The 22,314-nt window shown below is 61.5% G+C and carries 22 protein-coding genes and 1 pseudogene; 16 read left to right on the top strand and 7 right to left on the bottom strand.

Features of this window, described 5'->3' with window-relative positions; translation table 11 throughout:
• Positions 1-19: 19 nt before the first annotated feature.
• Positions 20-958, top strand: coding sequence for an NAD(P)-dependent oxidoreductase (locus ACFRJ9_RS00680; protein ID WP_377663331.1), 939 nt, complete (start codon positions 20-22; stop codon positions 956-958).
• A gap of 66 nt (positions 959-1,024) precedes the next feature.
• Here the strand turns inward: ACFRJ9_RS00680 and ACFRJ9_RS00675 are convergent, their stop codons facing one another.
• Complete coding sequence (locus tag ACFRJ9_RS00675) at positions 1,025-2,281, bottom strand: nitrate/nitrite transporter (RefSeq protein WP_377663329.1); 1,257 nt, start codon at positions 2,279-2,281, stop codon at positions 1,025-1,027.
• Positions 2,282-3,129: 848 nt separating this feature from the next.
• Here ACFRJ9_RS00675 and ACFRJ9_RS00670 point away from each other — a divergent pair.
• Complete coding sequence (locus tag ACFRJ9_RS00670) at positions 3,130-3,885, top strand: alpha/beta hydrolase family protein (RefSeq protein WP_377663327.1); 756 nt, start codon at positions 3,130-3,132, stop codon at positions 3,883-3,885.
• A 336-nt stretch (positions 3,886-4,221) separates the two neighbouring features.
• On the top strand, positions 4,222-4,689 hold the full coding sequence (locus tag ACFRJ9_RS00665; protein ID WP_377663324.1) for a MarR family winged helix-turn-helix transcriptional regulator: 468 nt from the start codon (positions 4,222-4,224) through the stop codon (positions 4,687-4,689).
• Positions 4,690-4,739: 50 nt separating this feature from the next.
• On the opposite strand, the gene ACFRJ9_RS00660 is transcribed toward ACFRJ9_RS00665, so the two are convergent.
• On the bottom strand, positions 4,740-5,909 hold the full coding sequence (locus ACFRJ9_RS00660; RefSeq protein WP_377663322.1) for an FAD-dependent oxidoreductase: 1,170 nt from the start codon (positions 5,907-5,909) through the stop codon (positions 4,740-4,742).
• Between the two features lie 268 nt (positions 5,910-6,177).
• Here ACFRJ9_RS00660 and ACFRJ9_RS00655 point away from each other — a divergent pair, with 268 nt between their 5' ends.
• The 6 genes and pseudogenes from ACFRJ9_RS00655 to ACFRJ9_RS00630 all read left to right on the top strand — a co-directional run.
• Positions 6,178-6,975, top strand: a complete 798-nt coding sequence (locus ACFRJ9_RS00655) for an alpha/beta fold hydrolase (RefSeq protein WP_377663320.1) — start codon at positions 6,178-6,180, stop codon at positions 6,973-6,975.
• Between the two features lie 124 nt (positions 6,976-7,099).
• Positions 7,100-8,083 carry a Rieske 2Fe-2S domain-containing protein gene (locus ACFRJ9_RS00650; RefSeq protein ID WP_377663318.1) on the top strand — a complete coding sequence of 328 codons (984 nt, stop codon included), beginning with the start codon at positions 7,100-7,102 and terminating at the stop codon, positions 8,081-8,083.
• Positions 8,076-9,023 carry a PDR/VanB family oxidoreductase gene (locus ACFRJ9_RS00645; protein ID WP_377663316.1) on the top strand — a complete coding sequence of 316 codons (948 nt, stop codon included), beginning with the start codon at positions 8,076-8,078 and terminating at the stop codon, positions 9,021-9,023. The genes ACFRJ9_RS00650 and ACFRJ9_RS00645 overlap by 8 nt, the downstream gene beginning before the upstream one ends.
• A 673-nt stretch (positions 9,024-9,696) precedes the next feature.
• Entirely contained in the window at positions 9,697-10,065 is a 369-nt protein-coding gene (locus tag ACFRJ9_RS00640; protein ID WP_377663314.1) for a hypothetical protein, read from the top strand.
• Positions 10,066-10,392: 327 nt separating this feature from the next.
• Positions 10,393-10,623 (top strand): hypothetical protein, encoded by a 231-nt coding sequence (locus ACFRJ9_RS00635; protein WP_377663312.1) that lies wholly within the window; start codon positions 10,393-10,395, stop codon positions 10,621-10,623.
• A 28-nt stretch (positions 10,624-10,651) separates the two neighbouring features.
• Positions 10,652-10,897, top strand: a pseudogene (locus tag ACFRJ9_RS00630) (recombinase family protein); the annotation flags it as partial.
• 73 nt (positions 10,898-10,970) lie between these two features.
• Here ACFRJ9_RS00630 and ACFRJ9_RS00625 read toward each other — a convergent pair.
• Positions 10,971-11,261: a DUF1540 domain-containing protein gene (locus tag ACFRJ9_RS00625; RefSeq protein WP_377663310.1), complete on the bottom strand. Its 291-nt coding sequence runs from the start codon at positions 11,259-11,261 to the stop codon at positions 10,971-10,973.
• 125 nt (positions 11,262-11,386) lie between these two features.
• Positions 11,387-11,572: a hypothetical protein gene (locus ACFRJ9_RS00620; protein ID WP_377663308.1), complete on the bottom strand. Its 186-nt coding sequence runs from the start codon at positions 11,570-11,572 to the stop codon at positions 11,387-11,389.
• A gap of 330 nt (positions 11,573-11,902) precedes the next feature.
• On the opposite strand from ACFRJ9_RS00620, the gene purS reads away from it, so the two are divergent.
• The 3 genes from purS to purL are packed head-to-tail and all read left to right on the top strand — an operon-like array spanning position 11,903 to position 15,232.
• Positions 11,903-12,154 (top strand): phosphoribosylformylglycinamidine synthase subunit PurS, encoded by a 252-nt coding sequence (gene purS / locus ACFRJ9_RS00615; protein WP_028265707.1) that lies wholly within the window; start codon positions 11,903-11,905, stop codon positions 12,152-12,154.
• 1 nt (position 12,155) lies between these two features.
• Positions 12,156-12,926: a phosphoribosylformylglycinamidine synthase subunit PurQ gene (purQ, locus tag ACFRJ9_RS00610; RefSeq protein ID WP_377663305.1), complete on the top strand. Its 771-nt coding sequence runs from the start codon at positions 12,156-12,158 to the stop codon at positions 12,924-12,926.
• A complete protein-coding gene (gene purL / locus ACFRJ9_RS00605; protein WP_377663303.1) occupies positions 12,923-15,232 on the top strand; it encodes a phosphoribosylformylglycinamidine synthase subunit PurL in 2,310 nt (769 codons plus the stop codon). The genes purQ and purL overlap by 4 nt, the downstream gene beginning before the upstream one ends.
• Positions 15,233-15,297: 65 nt before the next feature.
• Here purL and ACFRJ9_RS00600 read toward each other — a convergent pair whose 3' ends face one another.
• The 3 genes from ACFRJ9_RS00600 to ACFRJ9_RS00590 are packed head-to-tail and all read right to left on the bottom strand — an operon-like array spanning position 15,298 to position 18,397.
• On the bottom strand, positions 15,298-16,722 hold the full coding sequence (locus tag ACFRJ9_RS00600; RefSeq protein WP_377663301.1) for a putative bifunctional diguanylate cyclase/phosphodiesterase: 1,425 nt from the start codon (positions 16,720-16,722) through the stop codon (positions 15,298-15,300).
• Positions 16,719-17,222, bottom strand: coding sequence for a hypothetical protein (locus ACFRJ9_RS00595; protein WP_377663299.1), 504 nt, complete (start codon positions 17,220-17,222; stop codon positions 16,719-16,721). The genes ACFRJ9_RS00600 and ACFRJ9_RS00595 overlap by 4 nt, the downstream gene beginning before the upstream one ends.
• On the bottom strand, positions 17,219-18,397 hold the full coding sequence (locus tag ACFRJ9_RS00590) for a GGDEF domain-containing protein (RefSeq protein ID WP_377663297.1): 1,179 nt from the start codon (positions 18,395-18,397) through the stop codon (positions 17,219-17,221). The genes ACFRJ9_RS00595 and ACFRJ9_RS00590 overlap by 4 nt, the downstream gene beginning before the upstream one ends.
• A gap of 331 nt (positions 18,398-18,728) precedes the next feature.
• Between ACFRJ9_RS00590 and ACFRJ9_RS00585 the strand changes: the two genes are divergently transcribed.
• The 4 genes from ACFRJ9_RS00585 to ACFRJ9_RS00570 all read left to right on the top strand — a co-directional run bounded on the left by ACFRJ9_RS00585 (position 18,729) and on the right by ACFRJ9_RS00570 (position 22,272).
• Complete coding sequence (locus tag ACFRJ9_RS00585; protein WP_377663294.1) at positions 18,729-20,825, top strand: TNT domain-containing protein; 2,097 nt, start codon at positions 18,729-18,731, stop codon at positions 20,823-20,825.
• Positions 20,825-21,352 (top strand): Imm61 family immunity protein, encoded by a 528-nt coding sequence (locus tag ACFRJ9_RS00580; protein ID WP_377663291.1) that lies wholly within the window; start codon positions 20,825-20,827, stop codon positions 21,350-21,352. Before ACFRJ9_RS00585 ends, ACFRJ9_RS00580 begins: the two co-directional genes overlap by 1 nt.
• A gap of 91 nt (positions 21,353-21,443) precedes the next feature.
• A complete protein-coding gene (locus ACFRJ9_RS00575) occupies positions 21,444-21,773 on the top strand; it encodes a TNT domain-containing protein (RefSeq protein ID WP_377663288.1) in 330 nt (109 codons plus the stop codon).
• Positions 21,763-22,272, top strand: a complete 510-nt coding sequence (locus tag ACFRJ9_RS00570; RefSeq protein WP_377663286.1) for an Imm61 family immunity protein — start codon at positions 21,763-21,765, stop codon at positions 22,270-22,272. Before ACFRJ9_RS00575 ends, ACFRJ9_RS00570 begins: the two co-directional genes overlap by 11 nt.
• Positions 22,273-22,314 lie beyond the last annotated feature (42 nt).

Here is a 22,314-nt window from a genome sequence, read left to right as displayed (position 1 = left end):
TTTAAGCAATGGAGCTGCAGTGAAAATCCTCATCCCGGACACCATCGAGCTGGACCTCTCGGCCCTTGCGGACCACGCAGTGGTTTACCAGGTGGACAGGCCCATTCCCGAGGAGCACCGCGACGCAGAGGTCCTGGTTGTGTGGAGAAATACCTCGGAGAACCTGGCCGACGCAGCCCAGGGAATGCCCCACCTCAAGCTCGTCCAAACGCTTGCCGCCGGTCCGGATTCGGTACTCTCCGCGGGTTTTGCGGACACCGTGGCCATCACGTCCGGCCGCTCACTCCACGACGGCCCGGTCGCTGAACACGCCCTGGCGCTGGTCCTTGCATCCGTGCGCCGGCTGGATGTCCTGCATGAATCCCAAAAATCTGCGACGTGGAACAAGCCCTACAACGCGGAGCAGTCCGCTCCTGCCACCGAACAGCTCTACACGCTCGACGGCGCCAACGTCACTATCTGGGGCTTCGGCTCGATCGCAGGGCGGCTCGCTCCCCTGCTGGCCGCGCTAGGTGCGAACGTCACCGGCGTCGCGGGTTCCAAGGGCGAACGCTACGGCTTCCCGGTAGTAGCCGCAGATGAACTTCCCTCGGTCCTCGCCAGCACCGATGTCTTGATGTCCATCCTGCCGGCCACACCCGAAACCGCCGACGCGCTCAACGACGAGATCCTCGCCGCCCTGCCTCGGACCGCCGTCTTCGTCAACGTCGGCCGTGGCGCCACCGTTGACGAAAACGCCCTCTTGGCCGCCCTGCAGGAGGGCCGCTTGCGCGCTGCGGCTCTGGACGTCACCAAGGTTGAACCCCTACCGGCCGACTCGCCACTCTGGAACGCGCCGAACCTGATCATCACGCCCCACGTCGCCGGCAACCGCCCCAAGGGTTCGTCCGCGCTCATCACCAGCAACGTCACCTCGCTTCGAGAGGGGAAGGCGCTCACCAACCAGGTTGCCGGCTGAAGAGGTGCCGGCAATCCCCTGCCCATCCGCATCGAAATTGCGATGCCGGCGAGCGGCCGAGAGCGGTTAGACGTTATCCCCCACCGGCAGTTGGGCGGATACAGATTGCTCCTGGGTGGTTATTGCTGAGGGGCGAGACTTTCCCGCAAACCCGATGGCCACAGTGACCAGGGAAACAACCGCAAGGAAGAGCCAGCCGGCCGCGTAGCCCGACCCTGGAACGATAACTCCGAATAGCGTCGGAACCAGGAAGCCTCCCACTGCTGAGAGCGTCAGCATCACACCGACGGCGGTCCCAAGATGCTCGGCGTCAACTTTGGAGAGCGCTGCCGGCACGGAGAGCCACGCGGGGAATGCGCAGAGGAAGGTGAATCCGACGACGAACGAGATGATCCAGAGGCCTTCAGCGGGCACAACCGGAATCAGCCCCATCGAGGCAGTCATGATGACGAGGGGGAGGAGAATAGCGATCTTATAGTTGGAGGTTTTGTCTGCAAGCCAGCCGCCAATGTAGCTTCCGGGTATGCCCGCAAGGGCAAGGACGGCACCGAGTAACCCGCCCTCTTCCGGCGTGAAACCCCTCGTGGTGACGGCGTAGTCTGACAGGAGTTGGGATGCGGTGAAGTAAGCGCCGTAGACGCCGATCATGGCCACGCCGTAGATCCAGAGTTGCTTGTCGACCAGTGCCTTCATGAGGCCGGCCCGGCTGATGTGGCCGCCACGGAGCGCAGTCATGTGCTTGGGCGTGTGGAACAGAACGGCTGTCAGGGCTCCCACCAGGACCCCGAAAGCGCCACAGATAAGCATCATGGGCCGCCATCCGAGCGCGGCAGTGATGTACCCGCAGATGTAGAGACCTACAGCTACACCGGCGCTGAAGGCAACGCCGGCGGAGATGCCCATAGCCAGATTAATTTCCCGGTCCTGGAACCAGACGCTAACTGCAGCGACTGATACGGCTATGAATATTGAAGCCCCGACACCGGCCACCGCACGGTACAGCGCGAGCTCAACATAGTTGCTGGCAATTCCTGACAGTGCACCGCCCACGGCCTCCATCAGGACGCCAATGACAAGGGTCGGCTTCATCCCGATGCGTGCGGCCAAAATGCCGCCCGGCACATGTGCGACGCCGTAGGCGAGGACGAAGATGGAGATGAGCAGTGCCAGCTGCGGAAAAGAGGCATCGAGATCAACGCTGATCGGAACGAAGGCGGCCGCGATATTGAACCAATTCAGTGTCAGTGACACGTAGCCCAGGCTAAGAAGGACCAACATGCCCCAGCGAGCTGAGAAGAGTTTTTGCTCAGGAGATTTTGCCATGACAGATTCCTTGTCTTTACAGAGGAAGACATGAGGGGCGAGTGCCGTCAACCAGTACAGTTCCGTATCGGCCGCTGACTGTTGACTTGAAGGTTTCGGAGCCCGCGGGCTTTTCCGGATCACCGTCGACATCATGTATGGAGGGGGTGTACTGCGCATGTGGCTGAGAGCGACAGACCATGACCACCCGAGCAAAGAGACTTCCGGATGGCACTTGATGTGAAAAGCAAGAACGGCTGCATCTGCACCTGCAGCAACCACTGGACGCTACTCGTGGTATGTCGAATTTTTTGCGATCGTCAAGTATGGTCAAGTTACCATGACCCGGAGGTTCTGAGAAGGGGGTTCTCAAAACCTCTCACAGCGCCCCAAGGGGAGCGTCGACCCAGCGTTCCGGCTACATGCCCTGGAGGCGGACTTACGTAGAATCCGGCCAACATGACAATCGGAACGACGTCGACAACTAAAGTCCGAACGGGCCTCAGCCGCGGGACCTCGGGGGCCGACGGCAAACAAAAGCCGCGCGTCATCCTTAGTGGCGCGGCATTGAAAGAGAATCAAACCATCCCCGGCAGCAAAGCGGATATGTCATTATATTTACTATCGCCACGAAAGTGTGACATCGTGGCTGAATGGCTGTCCTTCGAGGCACAGCCTCCTCTGACATTAGAAAGAGAGAAAGCTATGACGCGGCCTCTACATAATGAAACATGCACCACCTCCGTACCTATGAGCCTCATTGAACAACTGGCATTCTCCCCCACACAAAACGAGTTAATCGCCAGCCCGGCTCACGTTTGTATGCGCTTTGGCACATTGTCCGTCGGCAGCCTTTACGGGGTGCGGTGATGACAATGGAAATTGAGCGCTATGGAGAACATCCTTCCCAATTTGTGGAGGCTTGGATTCCCGATAACTGGTCACGCGACAGCGCGGTCGTACTGCTCCATGGAGGCTGGTGGCGGGCTCAACACGACCTGCACCTGATGGACGGACTTGCTTCCGATCTGCGTAAACAGGGGCACCTGGTTTGGAACGTGGAATACAGAAGAATCGACGGAGATGACGGAGGCTGGCCAGAGACGTTGGATGACGTCCTGGCCGCCGTTCGATGCCTGACTTCCGGCCCCCTGAAGGTCGAGCCATCCTCCATCACTGTGGTCGGACACTCCGCAGGGGGACACCTCGCCTTGCTCGCGGCCAAGACTGCACGGCTGGCTGCCGTTGTGGCTTTGGCGCCCATAACGGACCTTGCCCGGTGCGCTGTCGAGGGACTGGGTGAAGACGCCACGAGGGCCTTTCTCAAAAGGGCCGGACAGCTGAAGAAAGACTTCGAAGAAGCTTCTCCGCTGGAACAGACACCAATCGGCGCCCCTCAGTTGATAGTCCATGGCACTGATGATGCCCGAGTTCCCGTGAGCCATAGCAGAGCATATGCCTCCAGGGCCGCAAGTGCGGGTGACGAGGTTGAACTAATGGAAGTCCAGGGGGGTGACCACATGTTCGTTCTGCGGCCTGAGCATGCGTACTGGCCAAGGGCAGTGCAGTGGATGAACAGAGCGGCTAAGGTCTCTGCTCATGACGCAGTTGTCGAGGCGGAATAAACACCAGGCGCAGTGGCGTCGCTGAAATGCTGCCACGGAATTCAGCAGCCCATTGGAAGCCCTCTCATGCGGGCAAAGACAAAGAATGGACCCCTTCCAAGAATTACCCACCTCAGTTGCATTCCCCTCAACCAACAAACGCAACGCTCTGGTGAACCTCTATGCAAGCACATAGGTTTTGAAGTGGTCGTTTTCTTATCTATTTGGCCCTATCAGGCAACCGCTACGTAAGCTGAATTTGAACCTCTCCCGCGGGAGGCCATTTATGGGATTTGATGAGCCTTGCGTCTCCGACTAATATTAACTAAAGATATTTCATCTCAAAGGACCGCGAACATGAGCAGGCACGACGTCCCACCCGAACTGCTAGACGACTGGATTCGTGCGTGCAATGACGTATATCGCGTCCTGCGTCAGGGACGCAGCCGGGTCGGTCGACTGGGCGAAGGTGAGACGCTGACGGAGGCCCAGGTGGCAGTCTTGGATTCCGTAGCTCAGCGTGGCGCCCTTCCGGTAGGCGAGATCGCGCGCCATGCCGGAATCGCGCAGCCGACCGTGACCCGGATGCTGAATTCACTTGAGGCGCGCGGCATCGTGATCAGGCGTCCAGCTGACCACGATGACCGAGTCACCCTAGTGGAGTTGACAGGTCATGGAGTTGAAATGTGGGAGGTGAAGCGGCGTATTTTGCGAGACCTTCAAGAGGATTCACTTCTTCGGTTTCCGCCAGAATCTCGCGAGCAGGTGGTCTCGGTTTTGCAGCAGTTCGTTCAAATCGTAGAGTCGCAGATCTCACCCAAGTAGCAGGGTACAGCGTTGGGGGTCTCCGCACGCTTCCTTGCCATTTGCTTGCCTTACGCCGGCTCGCCCACCGCCACGGGCGCGTTCACTCCGGAGGGGATCGTGGTCGCTGCCCGCTCGCGGGATTTGCCGATGCGCGGCAGCCTGCCGGCGACACCAAGGATCTCTCTGCGCGCATCGTCAGGGACGTCGTTGAGTTCGCTGACACGTACCGAGAACCGCTGTGTGTGCTCAATGACCGGACGCTCCGTGGCTTCCCAAAGCTCAAGAGCGGACTCAATCGAGCGCCCGGACTCAGAGACTGCATGGGCCAAGCCCAAGGCCGACATCATGGCGCAGCCTCCTCCTTGACCCAAGTACGGTGGTTGCGCATGAGCGGCGTCTCCGATGATGGCCACCCGCCCTGACGACCATTTTGATAGTTCTACCCATTCGAAGTCGTCCCAACGCGGGATGGGCCCCAACCTTCGGATGAGGGACTCGATACCAGGGAACGAGCGGGACCATTCGTCCTGCGGCAAATATCCCCCCATGGCCTGCATGTCTGATGCGGAACAGACCAGCGCAATGTAGAGATCTTCTGTGCTGCTTGGGGTGTACAAGAGGAACCGCTGGCCTGACATGTACTCGATATAGTCATCTTCGATCTCACGGGGAACGTCGCCGTCTGTGCGCGGTAGCAGGAGCCGGGCACACCGCTGCCCCAGGGCCTGTCGACGACGGAGCAGGCCAAGGCTTTCGCGCACCTGCGATCCCACGCCATCGGCAGCGATAATCAGGTCCGCCTTTGCTGTTGTGCCATTAGCCAGACGGAGGACCCCTTCGGGTTCAGCCGCCACAGCAACCGATCCGGTGACTATTTCAACGCCCGATTCAACCGCGGCGTGATGCAATGCGGATATCAACCTCTCCCGCAGCACTGTTAGCACGCGGACGGAGCCGCTTGAGTTGATTGGAACCTGTCCAATCAAGTGTCCGTTACCGTCCCGGCTTTGAATACTCGTCCCGTAGTGAGCTCCAGTTGTGACCATTTCTTCGACGCCCAACTCCCTAAGGACTGCCAGTCCGTTGTCCCAGAGATAGATTCCGGCACCGAAGGCCCTGATGGATGTATTGGCTTCATGAAGACGTACCGTCCATCCGCGCCGGGCCAGTGCTGCTGCCGCAGTCAGCCCGCCGATCCCTCCGCCGGCAATTTCTGCATGTCCTTGAGCTGCGTGCATTTTTCCTCCTCGATCAGATACTTCAGCGAAAAATTCCTTGGGGTGAGTGATCAGTCGGCACCAAAACCGATGATCGGAGACCGGCTGGAACATGTGAGATGGCCCACGCCGAGAAGTATTACATACCAAGCTATACATACCAAGGGGTCGGAAAAATTTACATAGCAGGCTATTGACATGCTCTGTGTGGTCCATAGACTCGTTGTGACGCTCGTCGCATCCAATCAACAAACCCCCATGCCTGGGGTCCTCTCCGAATGAGGTCATCGTGCAACTCAAGACCATGCTCCTCGACGATTCGCCCATCGAATACGTCGAATCTGGCGATCCCGCCGCACCACCGCTCATCCTGATTCATGGATGGGCTCAAGACCACCGACTCTTCCGGCTCCTGGAACCACACCTGAGGGACCACTTCAGAGTGTTGCGTTTGAACTTTCGGGGACACGGCGGGAATCCTGGCACCCCCGGCGACTTCACGGCTGAGGAGCTCATCCAGGACCCCCTGGGTTTCATCGAGCATCTTGAGCTGGAGAATGTCCGCATCGCTTCCACCTCCCACGGGTGCTGGGTCAATATTGGCGTCCAGGACCGATTGGGATCTGATCGCTTCGGCCAGGCAGTGGTGATCGACTGGCTGATGAAACCCTTTGATGGTTTCCACCAGCAGATCGAACAAGGAGCTTCTCCCGAGACCGCTGCCGCGGCGCGGCAGAGCATGTTCGATGAATGGACCGAAGGTACCGATTCTGTCGATGTCATTGATCACGTCCAGCGCGAAATGACGTGGTTCGGAGAAGACATGTGGATCCGCGCCTGTCGAGAGATTCGCAAGAGCTACGACCTGTGGGGAAGCCCCTTGGAACGGATGGCAGCTGTCCAAGGCGGTCTGGAAGTGGCTCACATCTATTCCCAGCCGCTGGACCCCGAATACAAGAAGTTCCAGGAGGATTTCTCTGCACAGAATCCTTGGTTCACACCCATCCACATCCCCGGAAAGACCCACTTCCCCACTTTGGAGAACCCGGAATCAGTGGCCGCCGCGATCAAAACATTCTTCAGCTGAGAATCCGGATCAGCTATCCCACCAACCAGACACCGTCCATGAGATGGACGATGTCGACCGTCAAAGCCCCCCAATAATTTGACGGAGCCCCAGGAGCTTTAGCTCCCAAACACGAAGGAGTGTTATGACCGACATCGCTGCCTACCGCGCCTACTGGCATCCAATCGCCACCTCGATGGAGGTGAACGAAAAGCCTCAACGTTTCACCCTTCTTGGCGAGCATCTGGTTGCCTACCGAGTCGACGGCGATGCCGTCGTAATGCGGGACCTGTGCATCCACCGCGGCGCCGCATTGTCCGTCGGAAACGTCGTCGACGGAAACATCGAATGCGCCTACCATGGCTGGCAGTACGACCGGACCGGTAAATGCGCACGCATCCCTGCCCTTCCCGAGGGTCGCCCGATCCCCTCGAAGGCGCACGCCATTAACTACCAGGTCCGGGAACACGCCGGGCTTGTCTGGGTCGCGATGAGCGATCCTCTGGCGCCGTTCCCGGACTGGCCCCAGGGGTGTGAGTTCGACGCCCCGGGGGTGCGCGGGCACGTAGTCGGCCACTACCCTTGGGACGTCGGAGCCGGCCGCGCGGTCGAGAACTTCCTCGACGTCTCTCACTTCCCATTCATTCATGAGGATGTCCTGGGAGTTCGAGAGGACCCCTTGGTGCGCGACCACGAGATCAGCCGAGACGACTACGGCTATTCCTTCGTCTACCTGCAGAAGGAACCCGCTGACCCCACCGCGGGCGAAGGCGAGGTGCTCGAGCTGAATTATCACTACCGGATGCCGCTCACGGCCCATCTTCAGCGGGTTGCCCCGGACGGGCGCTGGACATGCATCTCGCTCCTCGCTAGCCCAACGTCCGCCACAACCTCTGACTTGTTCATCACCTGCACCCGTAACTTCGACCTGGATCCCTCGGCCGACCAAGGGCTGAGCGACTTCATCGAGATGGTCCTTGCGCAAGACAAGGCGGTCGTACAAAGCGTCCGCCCAGAGCAGATACCTGTCGATCTTCGCGAAGAACTCCACATCAAGGTTCCGGATGCAGCCGGAATGCTGCTGAGACGCTACCTCGGCAGGGTCGAGGGGATCGATAGCGTTGCCTGAACAGCCGACCATCGAAGTTCTGGTTGATCGAATCGAATGGCCGGCCGAGGACATCGTCGTTGCCCGCCTAGTCCACCCCGACGGGAAGCCACTTCCCCGATGGACGGCCGGTGCGCACATCGACGTCGTACTCCCGTCAGGCCTGGTGCGGCAGTACTCCCTTTGCGGCGACCCGGCTGATCCGAACGAGTACCGCATAGCGGTCCTCCGGGTCGCCGAGGGACGGGGCGGCTCCCGTGAGTTGCATGACTCTCTCCAGGAAGGGCAGTTGCTGGCCATACGTGGGCCTCGCAACAACTTCGAGCTACAGGACGCTGACGAGTACCTCTTTGTCGCCGGGGGAATCGGAATCACTCCGATCCTGCCCATGCTGCTCGCCGCTCAATCCAGAGGAGCGAGATCGACCGTGTTCTACGGCGGCCGGACACGACGGAGCATGGCGTACGTGGAGGAGCTCCACGACGTCGCCGACGCCGTCGTCATCGCACCTAAAGACGTGTTCGGGCGACTGGACCTTGCAGACATTGTCTCCAGGGCGAAAGACGTCGGCGCGCTCTACTGCTGCGGCCCAGAGCCTCTGCTCAGTGAGCTAGAGTCGCGGGTACGCGGGGCCGATTGCCCGATCGACCTCCGCCTAGAGCGCTTCCAGGCCAACGACGTGGACGCACCGAACACAACCTTCCAAGTGATGATTCAGTCAACGGGAGCCCTATTCCACATTCCCCCCGACCGCTCAATCCTTGAGGTGCTCCGAGAAAAGGATGTCGATGTGCTCTACTCCTGCGAGGAGGGCACGTGCGGTAGCTGCGAGACAGGGGTTATCGAAGGTGAGCCGGAGCATCGCGACGCCGTCCTGATGTCCGAAGAGCGCGACCAAGGCAAGAAGATGATGATCTGCGTCTCGCGTGCCCGATGCGACAGGCTCGTGCTGGATCTCTGAGACGAGTGCGCCTCAGGCGACTCGGGCGCAGGTGGGTAGGTTGGCAAGGGGCTGGTCGACAAATACGTCACTATGCCTTGGCCACCGGAAGCTACTCACCGCGCCGCTCACCGACACAGTGGGCACCTCCACCTCAACTGCCGAAATGACGATGCATCGGGCATTCGAGCCCCCTTCCATGAGAGCCGATAACCCAGAAACTAAAGGAGGATAAACGTGGCCGACTATCCCGGAGGGCTGATCGCACCCAGTTCGAACACCACGGTACTGTCCGTGAGTATGGGCAGACGGGGTTGCAGCGCCCTCCGTGAGGTGCTTCAGGCGTGGGCCGCTGCGGAAGCAGCAGAACTCATTGAGCATGAGGACACTTTCGATGCAAGAGCTTGGCTCCGGGATAACACCAACGGAAAAGAGCCGGCCCCAAGCGTGGAACCGTCGGGGCGCCCCCGCCGGCCATTCCTGGTCATCGTGGGATACAAACAAGAGGAATTTTGGTCGCTGACAGTTCTGCTGTCACAGCTGCTGGGGCGCGCACCACGAGCGGGGCTCCACGTAGTGGTGGCTGCGGAAGGTCCGCTGTGGGCCTTACCGGTACTGCTGACAGACTTTCCCGGTCTGAGCGTCGTGCCTCCAGGACCTTCAGGCAGCGAGCAATTCGTCCAGATTCTTCAACGTGCCGTCCAGCCTGACGCTGTCCGGGCCCACGAGGTGCCTCACTGTCGGGGTCCCAGCCAGCCAGGGCCGGTACAAAGCCCGGCTCTGGCTGCGTCGGTTCTCTCGATCTATCGAACGCCCCGTCCGACCTGTCCGCGGCGGGAAGGTCCTTGACCACTACCTGCTCACCGTTCACCGGCACGCAGCCGCAAATGCCCTGAAGGTCACCGCGGACCCCTTCGGGATCTTCCATGGGGAAATCAACCAGGGCAGCGACGGCCCACTGGAAGTGTACCTGCCCGTCGACGCGCTCCTGCCTCCCCAAAAAGCCCTGGACAAGCCGACGACACCGTCCGCAGCTACACAGTGTCCGGTGGCCGGTCCGTAGTGGTCAAGGTGGAGGGCGCGGCCGTACGCCGGAACGCGCCTGGATAATCCAGCAGATCGCCCTCGGTCACGCGGGTGTATCGTCAGGACCACACTTGTGGCCCACGCCTTCCCTGTGAACGAAGCGATCTCGGGGACATTTGCGTTATAGGCCCTCTCAGGAGCTTTCCGTGAGTTTGCGAACGACGGCGTCCTGCTTATGTCTGTCCAGCGCCCCGGCGTTAGTTTGCACTTGAACGCGAACGCAATTTGCCATGACCGCCTGAGCCAGGTCTTGGGCGAGGCGCCCGGTGTCGGAAAAGGTTCCCGCAGGTGCGTAACATCAATCATGGGCATGGCAAGCTCCGACGTTGAGTGGCGCAAGGTTCTCGAGCGGTCCGATTTCTCCACCGGGTGCTCGGTGTTGGGCGTCACGGTGACCTCTGACTCCGAGGTTCTGATGCTTGTCGCGACCACGGAAGGAGCCGTCGTACTCGCCCGTGCCCAGCGCGACATGAAACCGCTCGACGACGTACGGGATCAGTTGCAGCGCCTAGGCCGGACCATCGCCGCCGGGTAGCCAGGGAAGCCGGAATTCGGACACGCCACTACCAGCCGCCGGCGTTCGACGCGATGACCCTCTACATCGACCAAGGCGTCTCAGGAGCACGCGGGTCGCGACCACAGTTCGATCCAGCACTCGACGCCCTTATTGAGGGGGACACCCTCGTCATCACGACTTTGGACCGGCTCGAGCGATCCACTCCAAACACGCCGCTTTTGCCGATGAGATACGCCGTCGGGGTGCCGGTCTGCACGTCCCGAACGTCCGCGACGGACTACAAGACCACGCCTGCCATGAACTAGGCCCACACGAAAAAGCGGGCCTGTCCTCGGAGGAGGTCAGGCCCGCTTTTCGCAGACAGATCAGGCGTGCTCGTACGTCAGGCAGTCAGCGGCTTCACGGCCGGGGCCGACCTTGACGGCGGGCGCCTCGCACATAAGGTTGCTGTTGTGGACGCACTCGGTCCGCTGGCAAGCGCCAACGTGGGCGAGGACCTTGGGAAGGCCACCCATGGCATTGGTATCAATGAACGTCGCGCAGGAAGCGTGGTCCTGGCTGCCACCGATCGTGATTCCAAAGGCCGTACATCCGTTGTGGTTGAATCCGCAAGTGCCAACGCTGCAGGCGGATACTTCGGCAACATGTTCGGTCATTGTTCCTCCTGGTTGGATCCTGAATAGTACTGCGGTTGAACCCCGCGTGTACTACCCAAACTACGCCGGAATGGCGCGGTTTAACCCGGTTGAATAGCGCATTTGTACGTGCGCTAATACGGAGGCTATTTGCTGGGCCTGCGGAGGGCGTCGCTGATTCGCGCCCGGGTTTCCTCATCCAACGGGACGGTCACGTGATGGTCCCTTGCTGCACGGTCGGACAAGATCTTTTGGATGACCATCCGGCCCAATCCGGCAAAAACGGCAGCAGCCACAACGCCCAGCACCATCGACTTCGGTTTCTCAGCCATGCCGCAATCCTAGTGACGCCCGCCACGCACGGCCAGTGCCGCCGTCGGGCATCACCGGGTGCCGCCGTCAGGGCCCACCGAGCGCCCCCGCGGACCCTTCAAATTGGTTCACTTTCCGCCGTCACGGCGGGGTGTCCTCGCGGAATCCGGCTGAATAGGGTATGTGCGCCGCTCCCGGTAGAATGGGTGTGCAAGCTCGCGGAGCGCCCCCCACGCTGTTAGAAAACTCTGTACTAAACACTGTTTGAATGCGGTCGAACGGCGTGAGACGGCATCCTCCGCGGCAGCCTTATTTAAGGTTCACCCCAACTCACGCACAGGAGTTACCGGATGCCCCGGATCGTCGTTGACGTCATGCCCAAGCCCGAGATTCTGGACCCCCAGGGGAAGGCCATCGTGGGTGCACTGCCCCGCCTCGGCTTCACCAGCTTCAGCGCAGTCCGCCAGGGCAAGCGTTTCGAACTGACCGTCGACGGCGAGGTGACCGACGCTATCCTGGCCCAGGCCCGCGAAGCCGCCGAGACCCTGTTGTCCAACCCGGTGATCGAGGACGTCGTCAACGTCGAGGTCGTCGAGGCCTGACATGACTTCACTCCCCCTGATTGGCGAGGCTATCGCCGTCGCCGCCGAGCCCAAGCTCGCCGGTGCCAAGATCGGCGTCGTGACCTTCCCCGGCACCCTTGACGACCGCGACGCCGCCCGTGCAGTGCGGCTCGCAGGCGCCACGGCGGTGCCGCTTTGGCACGCAGACTCCGAACTGGGTGATGTTGACGCAGTCATCATCCCCGGCGGTTTCTCCTACGGCGACTACCTCCGCGCAGGCGCCATCTCGCGCTTCGCACCGCTGATGTCCAAGATCATCGATGCTGCGAACTCCGAGGCAAAGCTCCCCGTGCTGGGTATTTGCAACGGCTTCCAGATCCTCACAGAGTCGCACCTGCTGCCCGGTTCCATGATCAAGAACGACCACCTGAAGTTCATCTGCCGGGACCAGGTCCTGCGCGTGGAGAACGCCAACACTGCGTGGACCCTGGACTACACGGACGGCCAGGAAATCGTTGTGCCGCTGAAGAACCAGGACGGCCAGTACATCGCGGACGAGAAGACCCTGGATGCCCTTGAGGCTGAGGGCCGCGTGGTGTTCCGCTACGTGGGCTTCAACCCGAACGGCTCCCGCCGCGACATCGCCGGCATCTCCAACGCAGCCGGCAACGTGGTGGGCCTCATGCCGCACCCCGAGCACGCTGTGGAGACCGGCTTCGGTCCCGAGTCCCTCGATGGCGCTCCCCGCGACACCGACGGCCTGGGCTTCTTCACCTCCGTTTTGACCAAGATTGTGGGAGGCGACAAGTGACCACGGAAACCACCAAGAAGTTCAACATCGACACCGTTGAGCACGCCGCGAAGACCCCGGACACGGAACTCCCGTGGGCCGAGCTGGGCTTGAAGCAGAACGAATTCGACGAGATCGTCAAGGTCCTGGGCCGCCGCCCCACCGGTGCCGAGCTGGCGATGTACTCCGTCATGTGGAGCGAGCACTGCTCCTACAAGTCCTCCAAGAACCACCTCCGCCAGTTCGGCGAGAAGGTCACCGAGGAAATGAAGAAGGACATGCTGGTTGGCATCGGCGAGAACGCCGGCGTCACCAACCTGGGCGACGGCTGGGCCGTGACGTTCAAGATCGAGTCCCACAACTCGCCGTCGTTCGTTGAGCCGTACCAGGGTGCCGCTACCGGCATCGGAGGCATCGTCCGCGACATCATCTCCATGGGCGCACGCCCGGTTGCCGTGATGGACCCGCTGCGCTTCGGCGCAATCGACCACCCGGACACCGCCCGCGTCATGCACGGTGCTGTCGCCGGCATCGGCGGCTACGGCAACTGCCTGGGTCTGCCGAACATCGGCGGCGAAATGGTGTTCGACTCCGTCTACCAGGGCAACCCGCTGGTTAACGCCCTGGCAGTGGGCGTCATGCGCCACGAGGACATCCGCCTGGCCAACGCATCCGGCAAGGGCAACAAGGTTGTGCTGTTCGGTGCCCGCACCGGCGGCGATGGCATCGGCGGCGCTTCGGTGCTCGCCTCCGAGTCCTTCGACGACACCAAGCCGTCCAAGCGTCCGGCCGTCCAAGTGGGCGACCCCTTCGCTGAGAAGGTCCTCATCGAATGCTGCCTCGAGCTCTTCAAGGGCTCCCTGGTTGAAGGCATCCAGGACCTTGGCGCCGCAGGTATTTCCTGTGCCACGTCCGAGCTCGCCTCCAACGGCGACGGCGGCATGGAGGTCGAACTGACCTCCGTCCTCCTCCGCGACCCCACGCTGACCCCGGGCGAGATCCTCATGTCCGAGTCGCAGGAACGCATGATGGCCGTGGTCACTCCGGAGAACATCGAAGCCTTCGAAGCCGTGATGGACAAATGGGCTGTGGAGTACTCCTGGCTGGGCGAGGTCACCGACACCGGTCGCCTCATCATCACGTGGGAAGGCGACGTAATCGTCGACGTCGATCCCCGCACCGTTGCGCACGACGGCCCGGTCTACGACCGTCCGTTCGCCCGCCCGGAATGGCAGGACTCGGTTCAGGCCAACTCCTTCACCGGATCTGTTGAAGACGCGGGCCGTCCGTCCGGTCCGTCGGAGCTGGCTGCAGCCGTCACCGAACTGGTGGCATCACCGAACATGTGCAGCAAGTCCTGGATCACCAAGCAGTACGACCGCTACGTTGGCGGCAACACTGCAATGGCCTTCCCCGACGACGCCGGCGTGGTCCGCGTTGACGAGGAAACCGGCCTGGGCGTTGCCCTGGCCACGGACGCCAATGGCCGCTACACCTACTTGGCGCCTTACGAGGGCGCACAGCTGGCTCTGGCCGAGGCTTACCGCAACGTCGCCACCTCCGGCGCTGTTCCGATGGCCGTCAGCGACTGCCTGAACTTCGGTTCCCCCGAGGACCCGGATGTCATGTGGCAGCTCGCAGAGGCCATCCGTGGCCTCTCGGACGCCTGCATGGAGTTGGGCATTCCGGTGACCGGCGGCAACGTTTCGCTGTACAACCAGACGGGCACGACGCCGATCCACCCCTCCCCCGTGGTGGCAGTCCTGGGCAAGCTCGACGACGTCGCCCGCCGCACGCCGTCGGGCTGGCGCGAGGACGGCCAGGCCATCTACCTGCTGGGCACCACTGCCGCAGAGCTGGACGGCTCGGAATGGTCGAACCTCCGGGGACACCTCGGTGGCTTGCCGCCGAAGGTTGACCTCGCGGCCGAGCGCGCCTTGGGTGAAATCCTGATCAACGCTTCCCGCGACGGCATGGTTGACGCAGCACACGACCTCTCCGAAGGTGGCCTCGCGGCTGCTTTGGTTGAATCCTCGCTGCGCTACGGAGTCGGTGCCCGCATCGCCCTCGAGGAACTCATGGAGCGCGACGGCGTGGACCTGTTCACGGCCCTGTTCTCCGAGTCCCAGGCCCGCGCAATCGTGTCCGTACCCCGCTCCGAGGAAGTCCGCTTCAAGGACATGTGCACCGCCCGCGGCTTCGCGCACCTCCGGATCGGCGTTGTAGACGCTGCCGGCGGAAAGCTGGAGATCAACGGCGTGGACGAGCTCTCCCTGGACGCCCTCGGTGAAGCACACGAGGCAACCTTGCCGAAGTACTTCGGCTAGGAACAGCTAAAAGGACGCGGGGTCACGCAAGTGGCCCCGCGTTCCTGCTTAAACCGCGTTCCTGCTTAAACCGGCCAAGCCTGTCGCAGGGACAGCAGCTCCGTGAATTCCGCCCCGGGCACGGGCCGCCCGAAGAAATACCCCTGACCACTGGCGCAGCCGATGCTCCGCAAGGCCTCCGCTTGTTCAGCGGTCTCGATTCCCTCCCAGATGCCCTCCAGTCCGCACGAGCGAATAACCTGCTGGATGGCTGCCAGGAAACCCAGCTGCAGCGGATCAGACCCCAGGTCCCGCACGAACTGCCTGTCCACTTTCACCCGGTCGACGGGCAACTTCCTGAGGTATCCCATGGACGAGTAGCCGGCGCCAAAGTCGTCGATCTCTAGTCCGACTCCCAGCCTGTGCAGGCTCGCCAAGGTGTACCGGTCAAGCTCGTTGTTGTGGATGATGGCGCTCTCGGTCAGCTCCAGGACCAGCGACTCCGGAGGAAGCCCGGCGTCCGCAAGGGCCTCTCCGACGTCATCAACGAACTCCAGGCTCTGGAGGTCGGCTGCGGAGACGTTGATCCGCATCGAAAAATCTTCCTGGGGAACAACATGGTCATCCCGCCACCGGCGCAATTGACCCACGGCGGTCCGGAGGACCCACCGGCCCAGCTCGGCGATCAGCCCCGTGGCCTCGGCGACGGGAATGAAGTGGTCCGGCATGATGAGGCCATGTACCGGGTGTTTCCAGCGGACCAACGCTTCGCTGCCTTCGATCCTCCCGGTGGCCAGCTCCACAATGGGTTGGTAGAAAAGGACCAGCTGGTCTGAGCGGATGGCTTCGCGGAGTTCCCCCACGATCTGGCGCTGCAGCTGGCGGGCGTGCAAGGTGGCGGGGTCGAACACTTTGAGCTTGTTCCGGCCTTCACTCTTGGACTCTTCCATGGCCATGTCAGCCTCTTGGAGAAGGTCCTCGGCACTGTGGTGCCGCTCTGCAAGGCGCAAGCCCATGCTTGCTCCGCACCGGACGCTGTTGTTCCCGAGGTCGATGTTCGGTTCCAGCGCCGCCAGGATGCGGTTCCCGACGGCGGTGGCCCGGGTTTGCGGGGTGGCGGGCAACAGCACGGCGAATTCGTCGCCGCCGAGGCGAGTGACGACGTCGTTCTCCCGGACTGCCGACGTTATGCGCATCGCAACGGTGACCAGGATCTGGTCCGCCGCCGCATGGCCGGCGGAATTCTTGAGTGCTTTGAAGCCGTCCAGGTTAAGGAGAAGCAGCGCAGGCGGCGCAGCTCCCAGAGCGGCGGCATCCTGCGCTTCAATAAAGGCGTTCACCAGAGCCAAACGGTTGCCCAGCCCTGTGAGGGCATCGGTCATGGCATCCCGGCGTTGCTCATAGCGTGCTTGATGGAGCTCCAGCATCAGTGCGTCGATGTGCCGCTCCAGTTTGTCTATCCGGGGGTGGATCCCTGCTGGAATTGAGCTGCCGGGCTTTTGGCCGGTCACGACTCTTCCAAGCGACGCAAGCTGGTGTCCGCTACAGCCTGCGGTTTGGAGACGGGGTTGCGGCGCTCGTCGAGGAAGAGCCGGTAGGAAGCGATGTCCAGCCTGCCGTCCGGTTCCACCTTGTTCCCGGCCCGGTATACGTGGGTGATCCACGATCCGCCGAGGATCGCTTCGATCCACGCATCGCATTCGGCCAACGGGAGGTGGACGCGGGTACCGGTATTCCTGCGGTGGCCTGCGATGGATACCGTGATGCAGCTGCCCAGGAGGCCCTTGTCCGCCGTGAACCAGGCGAGGCCTTCGACGTCGGCCACGATAGTCAGGTTCGCATTGCCGTCCTCAACGGATTGGACGGGCCCCATCCTGACCGAACGGCGGTCCGCGTTCAGCGATGTGTGGGTCCCTGCTTGGTACGGCGGGCTGGTGATGTCCTGCCTGAACGCGGACAGCTCCTGGTTGTGCTGAACCTGGATCCTGGTGGTGAGCTCATTAAGGGTCATGATCGTGCCTCATCCGCGATAGTGGCCGCCTCCAGGCGGTCTGCTCCTACAATCCGGTTTCTTCCTTGCGCTTTGGCGCTGTACAGCGCCGCATCAGCTACCTCGATCATGAAAGTGAGGTCGGCGGCAGCAGGGATGCTGGACGTTACGCCGTAGCTGATGGTGGGGAACGAGACGCCTTCGGGCTCGGTCATGGCCGCCATCCGGCGACTGATTTCGGCAGCGATGTCTTCTGCCCGTTCCTGGGTGGCGCCGGGCAGGAAAAGAACGAACTCTTCCCCTCCGTAGCGTCCAATCAGGTCAGTGGACCTGACCGACGCTGCGCAAGCCGCGGCGAATGCTTTCAAGGCGACGTCGCCGGCGCCGTGGCCGTGCTGGTCATTGACGGCTTTGAAATGGTCCAGGTCCGCCAGCACTATCGCTGCCCCCGACCCGGTGGAGTGCAGGCGGTTCAATTCAGTGGTGGCCAGGTCCAGGAACGCTCCCCGGTTGAGGAGACCCGTCAGGTGATCACGGGTGGCGCGTTCCCGGAGGCCCTTGATGAGTTGGTCGCTGGTGAGGGCCGTCATGCTGAACGACACCGTAACCAGCAGCACCATGGAGACCAACCCCGACGGCGCCGGACCAAAGTACGTCCGGAAGGTCTCGCTTGCCGGACCTTCCAGTGCATAGACTGCCCAGCGGCCAAGATAGTAGGTGGCCAGGAGTCCGGCAGCCAGGGACAACGCCTTGTGGACCTGCGAGTGGGTGGGCTTGATGAACCAGAGGTCCCAGGCGGCCAGGGCAATGCCGGTGGTCATCATGGCCAAGTACACGAAGCCGCCAGACCAGACGTTGCTCGCCGGACTGTCCAGGACAGAGGCGACAGCCGTGATGCCGGGCGCTATGGCGAGCTGCCAGGGAGCTGCCTTCCGGTCCCGAAGCGTCAATGCTCCTGCCCAGACGCTGAACGCTCCAGCCACTACCAAAACGTTGCCCAGCGGGTTGGCCCACTGTTGGTGCGCGGAACCGTTGAGAAGGAACGCAGCGTTGCCCAACATGAACTCGAGCAGGGCCATGCTCCACCATCCGGCGTAGGGTGACCGCGTGCGGTGGAAGGATGCGCAGAACAGGACAAATAGGGTCACTGTGACCACGCCCAGGGCAACCCTTACGGAAAACGGATCGAGCACCATGTCCAACCCCCTCAGCTGGTCGTCCGGCCTTTGAGTTCAGTGTGATGCTGCTCGCTCAACCTCGCTGCTGTGTTTCCTCAAGATTGGCTCAAGATCGTCCGGCCATTGAGGGATTCACCACCTAGACGTTTTTTGCGCCACCTATTTTTCGTGTTTTTAGCACCTTGGCCCGGATTCAAAACCGCGTGTTTTCAAGGGGTGCCACCACCTAGGGACTTCTTTTCACCACCTAGACGCGCTTTTTGACGGAAGGCTCCTGTTCGGAAGAACGATCACCGAGTGGGGGCCTGATGGCCGGGAAGGCGTTGTGTTGGGCGGGTCCTTTAGTGACGTGTGCATCCCTTCCGCTTCTGGCGGGTCGGGGATCAACGTCGATGCTTTGCCTCCGTTGCCCGATCCGGACGAGTTGGACGCCCGTGTGAGGGACATGGCCGGGGCCGGGGCGGAGTTTCATCACGGCGTGCAGGACGCAGCCAGGAACTGGTCAGGGCTGGAAACGGCGTACCGGACACAGGAATCGGACCAGGTGCTGGGCGCGTTCGCCCCGGTCCTGGCCCGATCCGAACAGGTCCAGGACCTCACGGCCCGCGCGGCCAGGGTCCTGAACGCGTACGCGGACCGGGCCAGGGACATCAAACACCGGATCACGTGGCTACGGGCCGAGGTCCAGGCGCTGGATGCGATCATCCTGGCCAATGACGACTGGCAATCCAAGAACAGCATCGTCGGTGATCACCAAGCCGCCGTGGACAAGGCCAGTGCCCTGGCCCAGGCCATCTTGGACTCCGACACCCAATGCGCGAACGACCTCAGTGCCCTGGTCGGCGGGGGCCCCTACACCAGCGCGCACATCCCTCGGCGGGACAAGTTCACTTCCACCGACCCGGTCTCCAACGGCTTCACCGTCCTCCAGCACTACCTCGGCACGGACGCGACCATCCCGGACCTGCCCTGGGGCCGGACGGTATCCATCCGTCCCGAAGGACGCCTTTCCGCGGTGCAAGGATTCGCGACTGCCGCTGTCGGTGCCGTCGAAGGGCTTTACACCCTGGCCGGGACCACCGACAAGAACCAACAAACCCAGGCTTGGCAGGGTACCGGAGCGTTAGGGCAGGCAGTGTTGACCACCACGGCCGTCATCGCCCGCGGTTTTACGAACATGACCGGACCGGACATCGAAGCGATCCTGACCACAGCCGCCGCGGTCAAGGACACCGTCCATTATGACGAATGGGGTACAGACCCTTGGCGGGCGGGCGGCCAAACCCTGTTCGATGTCGCTTCGATGACTACCGGTGGCGTCCCCGCCGTCGATGCCCGGATCGCGGCCCTCGCCGCCAAACTCCGGAACACCCCGGCAACAATGCCCGTTCTGTCGGAAGCCGGGACTGCCCTGACCGCCACCGGCAAAACCGCCACCACGCTTGGCGACACCGCCGCGAAAGTCAACACACTCATCGCACCGGCCAAGGCCACGGCGTGGATGACGAACCTTGACGCCGCCATCGCCAAGATAGACGCCCACCTCGCGGCCATCGGCAAGTCCCTCCAGGACTACGCACCGAACCCCGCCACCGCAGGGGCTCCGGCCCACGCGGCTCCCAGCCCTCCCGGATCCGGACCGATCACCGGCTGGCTCAACGAACACCACAAGACCGCGCCCAGCAGCATCGCCCCCGCCCCGGAGACCCGCCCCCAAGGCCTGTGGAGCGAAGAAATCCGGAAAACCCCACCGGCGGAAACAGCCAGCACCGAGTCGGTCAACGTTGTCGAACACGCTCCCGCCTCCCTCGACCATCCAGAGCAGGGGCCGACCCCTCATCCGGACGATCCGCCGACACCTCGCGATCAGTTGTACGGAAAACCCACAACGGGGCATGCCGAGCACTCGGCCTATCCCGAGGCGACCGATCTCAACCGAAGAACCATGGAAACTGTCTCGGATCCGAATGCTCCTTGGGGGCGATTCGACGGGGGCCGCGGGGAGCCAATGACTAAAGGAGACTACGACAGGCGCTACACGCTCTTGACGGAAAGCGGAAAGTACCGGGATGACTATCCACCGAACGCTGGTGCAGTCAGAGGCACTCGAACGGACTACATCAGCCTGAAGGATTTTATCCGTGAATACGGCGACAAGCTTGATCGAATTGGTGACGAATCCGGAAAATACTTAGGCATCATGGAGAATGGCAAGGCAGCATCCTTCGAAGAAAGGTCCCTGCCTGTTAATGCCCTCAATCAAACATATGCCGAATACCGCTGGGCCAAGGAATGGCCATCTAGGGCAGAAGGCTGGAAGATCGAGGTTTCCAGAATTGCTCCCGCTTTTGGCCGCAAAGGTGGAGGCCTTCAAGTGGTGGTTCGAGATACATCGGGAACCGTTCAAAGAATTGATAAACTAATCAGCATGGGAGTCTTGTCATAGTGGATGTCACAGTTGGGTCTTTAAGGGAAATGGTCTCCAGAATTAGTCACATCGCCGCTGAAGCGGACGTGGAGGTCAGCGAAGCTTCGCGGGCAGGCGCCTGGCATTTTTATCACGCAGGCATTGAAGACAGGGTTCAGATCGAGGGTGAGAATCTGGTCTTGTCCAACCGCGAAAGAAACCTACCCCTGCAAGATGAATTCATAACTTCAGAACTCGCTGACATGGAGAAGTACCTTATTTATCACTTCTGCAGTATTGCACGGCCATGGAAGGGCTTCTCGCGCCTCTTGGTTGTTCCCATACCCCTCACCAATGACAAAGTCGCCGTGGGGTATGAAATCAAAGGAGGACCGAGCATGTTCGAACTCGTCAGCCCTTTCTCCAACATTCGCCGATATGCCTCGAATACTGAACTCATCAAGTTCTCTCACTACGTCAACCTTTCCCCCGAGGAACTCTACGAGGCCTGCATGGCGCCAAACGGCAAGCCTCCATTCTTTACGCAACCACCATCAAACCGCTGAACAGCCTCGCATTCGAAGGGAATACCCCGCCATGTGGAATGTCTACCCACCAAACGATGCCGTGGAAGGAAGCCACAGAGACCATACAGACTTGCGCGTCTTCCGGTCTGAGTTCGGCGCCATCCTTGACCGCATCGGGCATGAGGACGGCTCTTGTCTCTATCCCCTCATTGACGCCAAGCCCCAGAGTTTCGAAGCCCGCTCGCTTCCCGTCAGTGCACTGGAGCTGCCCTACTTCAGCTATCGGGTGGCGGACGAGTGGCCTGAGGGAATGGCCGGCTGGAAGGTTCAGTCTTCGACGGCTGCCCCATGGTTCGGCAGGCAAGGCGGGGCTACCCAAATCCTCTTTTTTGATGAAGAGGACTCCCTGATCAGTGTCGAAGACCTGCTGAAAATGGGGGTACTGGCGAATGAGTCCTGACATCCAATCAATGATGGACCGGCTTGGCCCTGCCGCATCCTTGGCCGGCTACACCGTGGAGAGTTTTCCTGACGACCCATGGTGCATCTACAACGTCGGCGGCGAGGTGAAGCTCTGGTTGCGGCAGGAAAACGGCTGGTATGTGCTGTCGGAATCTGAGCGAGACCGCGATGAACGGATCTTTTTCGCCGGTGCCAATCTGCGGGATATGGAACTGGTACTTGTGTACAGGATGGCCAACCGACATCGGCGGCGTATCGGCAGCCCCTTGCTTGTGCCAACTTCCGCGCCCGTTACTCCAGATCAAACAGCCAAGGGTTTCGACCTGGGACGGAAGGAGTACGGCGCCTGGGTGCTCCGGGATTCCGCAACAGGCTCAGTCTGGCTGGGCCGAATGATCACGCTGACGGAATTTTCACATTTCGCAGGCATGGCACCCTGGCAGCTCTGGGATGTCATGACCGAACGCGCGCAGTCATCATTCAGCACCTTGAGCTGAAGCTGTTCACCCCGCCATTACCCGGCGCAAGCAACGTCAACT

This window comes from Paenarthrobacter sp. NPDC056912 (assembly GCF_042786555.1).
In the GTDB taxonomy this organism is placed as follows: domain Bacteria; phylum Actinomycetota; class Actinomycetes; order Actinomycetales; family Micrococcaceae; genus Arthrobacter.
The sequence above is the reverse complement of the archived record's forward strand: the minus strand, read 5'-3'. Positions and strand labels throughout refer to the sequence as shown.

Bases quoted from the DNA above. Each gene is read 5' to 3' on its own strand.
- ACFRJ9_RS00590 (WP_377663297.1), bottom strand. From the start codon at position 18,397: ATGGTGCTCGATCCGTTTTCCGTAAGGGTTGCCCTGGGCGTGGTCACA.
- ACFRJ9_RS00620 (WP_377663308.1), bottom strand. From the start codon at position 11,572: ATGGCTGAGAAACCGAAGTCGATGGTGCTGGGCGTTGTGGCTGCTGCC.
- ACFRJ9_RS00660 (WP_377663322.1), bottom strand. From the start codon at position 5,909: ATGCACGCAGCTCAAGGACATGCAGAAATTGCCGGCGGAGGGATCGGC.
- ACFRJ9_RS00625 (WP_377663310.1), bottom strand. From the start codon at position 11,261: ATGACCGAACATGTTGCCGAAGTATCCGCCTGCAGCGTTGGCACTTGC.
- ACFRJ9_RS00570 (WP_377663286.1), top strand. From the start codon at position 21,763: ATGAGTCCTGACATCCAATCAATGATGGACCGGCTTGGCCCTGCCGCA.
- ACFRJ9_RS00635 (WP_377663312.1), top strand. From the start codon at position 10,393: ATGGGCATGGCAAGCTCCGACGTTGAGTGGCGCAAGGTTCTCGAGCGG.
- ACFRJ9_RS00670 (WP_377663327.1), top strand. From the start codon at position 3,130: ATGACAATGGAAATTGAGCGCTATGGAGAACATCCTTCCCAATTTGTG.
- purS (WP_028265707.1), top strand. From the start codon at position 11,903: ATGCCCCGGATCGTCGTTGACGTCATGCCCAAGCCCGAGATTCTGGAC.
- ACFRJ9_RS00675 (WP_377663329.1), bottom strand. From the start codon at position 2,281: ATGGCAAAATCTCCTGAGCAAAAACTCTTCTCAGCTCGCTGGGGCATG.
- ACFRJ9_RS00650 (WP_377663318.1), top strand. From the start codon at position 7,100: ATGACCGACATCGCTGCCTACCGCGCCTACTGGCATCCAATCGCCACC.
- purQ (WP_377663305.1), top strand. From the start codon at position 12,156: ATGACTTCACTCCCCCTGATTGGCGAGGCTATCGCCGTCGCCGCCGAG.
- ACFRJ9_RS00595 (WP_377663299.1), bottom strand. From the start codon at position 17,222: ATGACCCTTAATGAGCTCACCACCAGGATCCAGGTTCAGCACAACCAG.
- ACFRJ9_RS00665 (WP_377663324.1), top strand. From the start codon at position 4,222: ATGAGCAGGCACGACGTCCCACCCGAACTGCTAGACGACTGGATTCGT.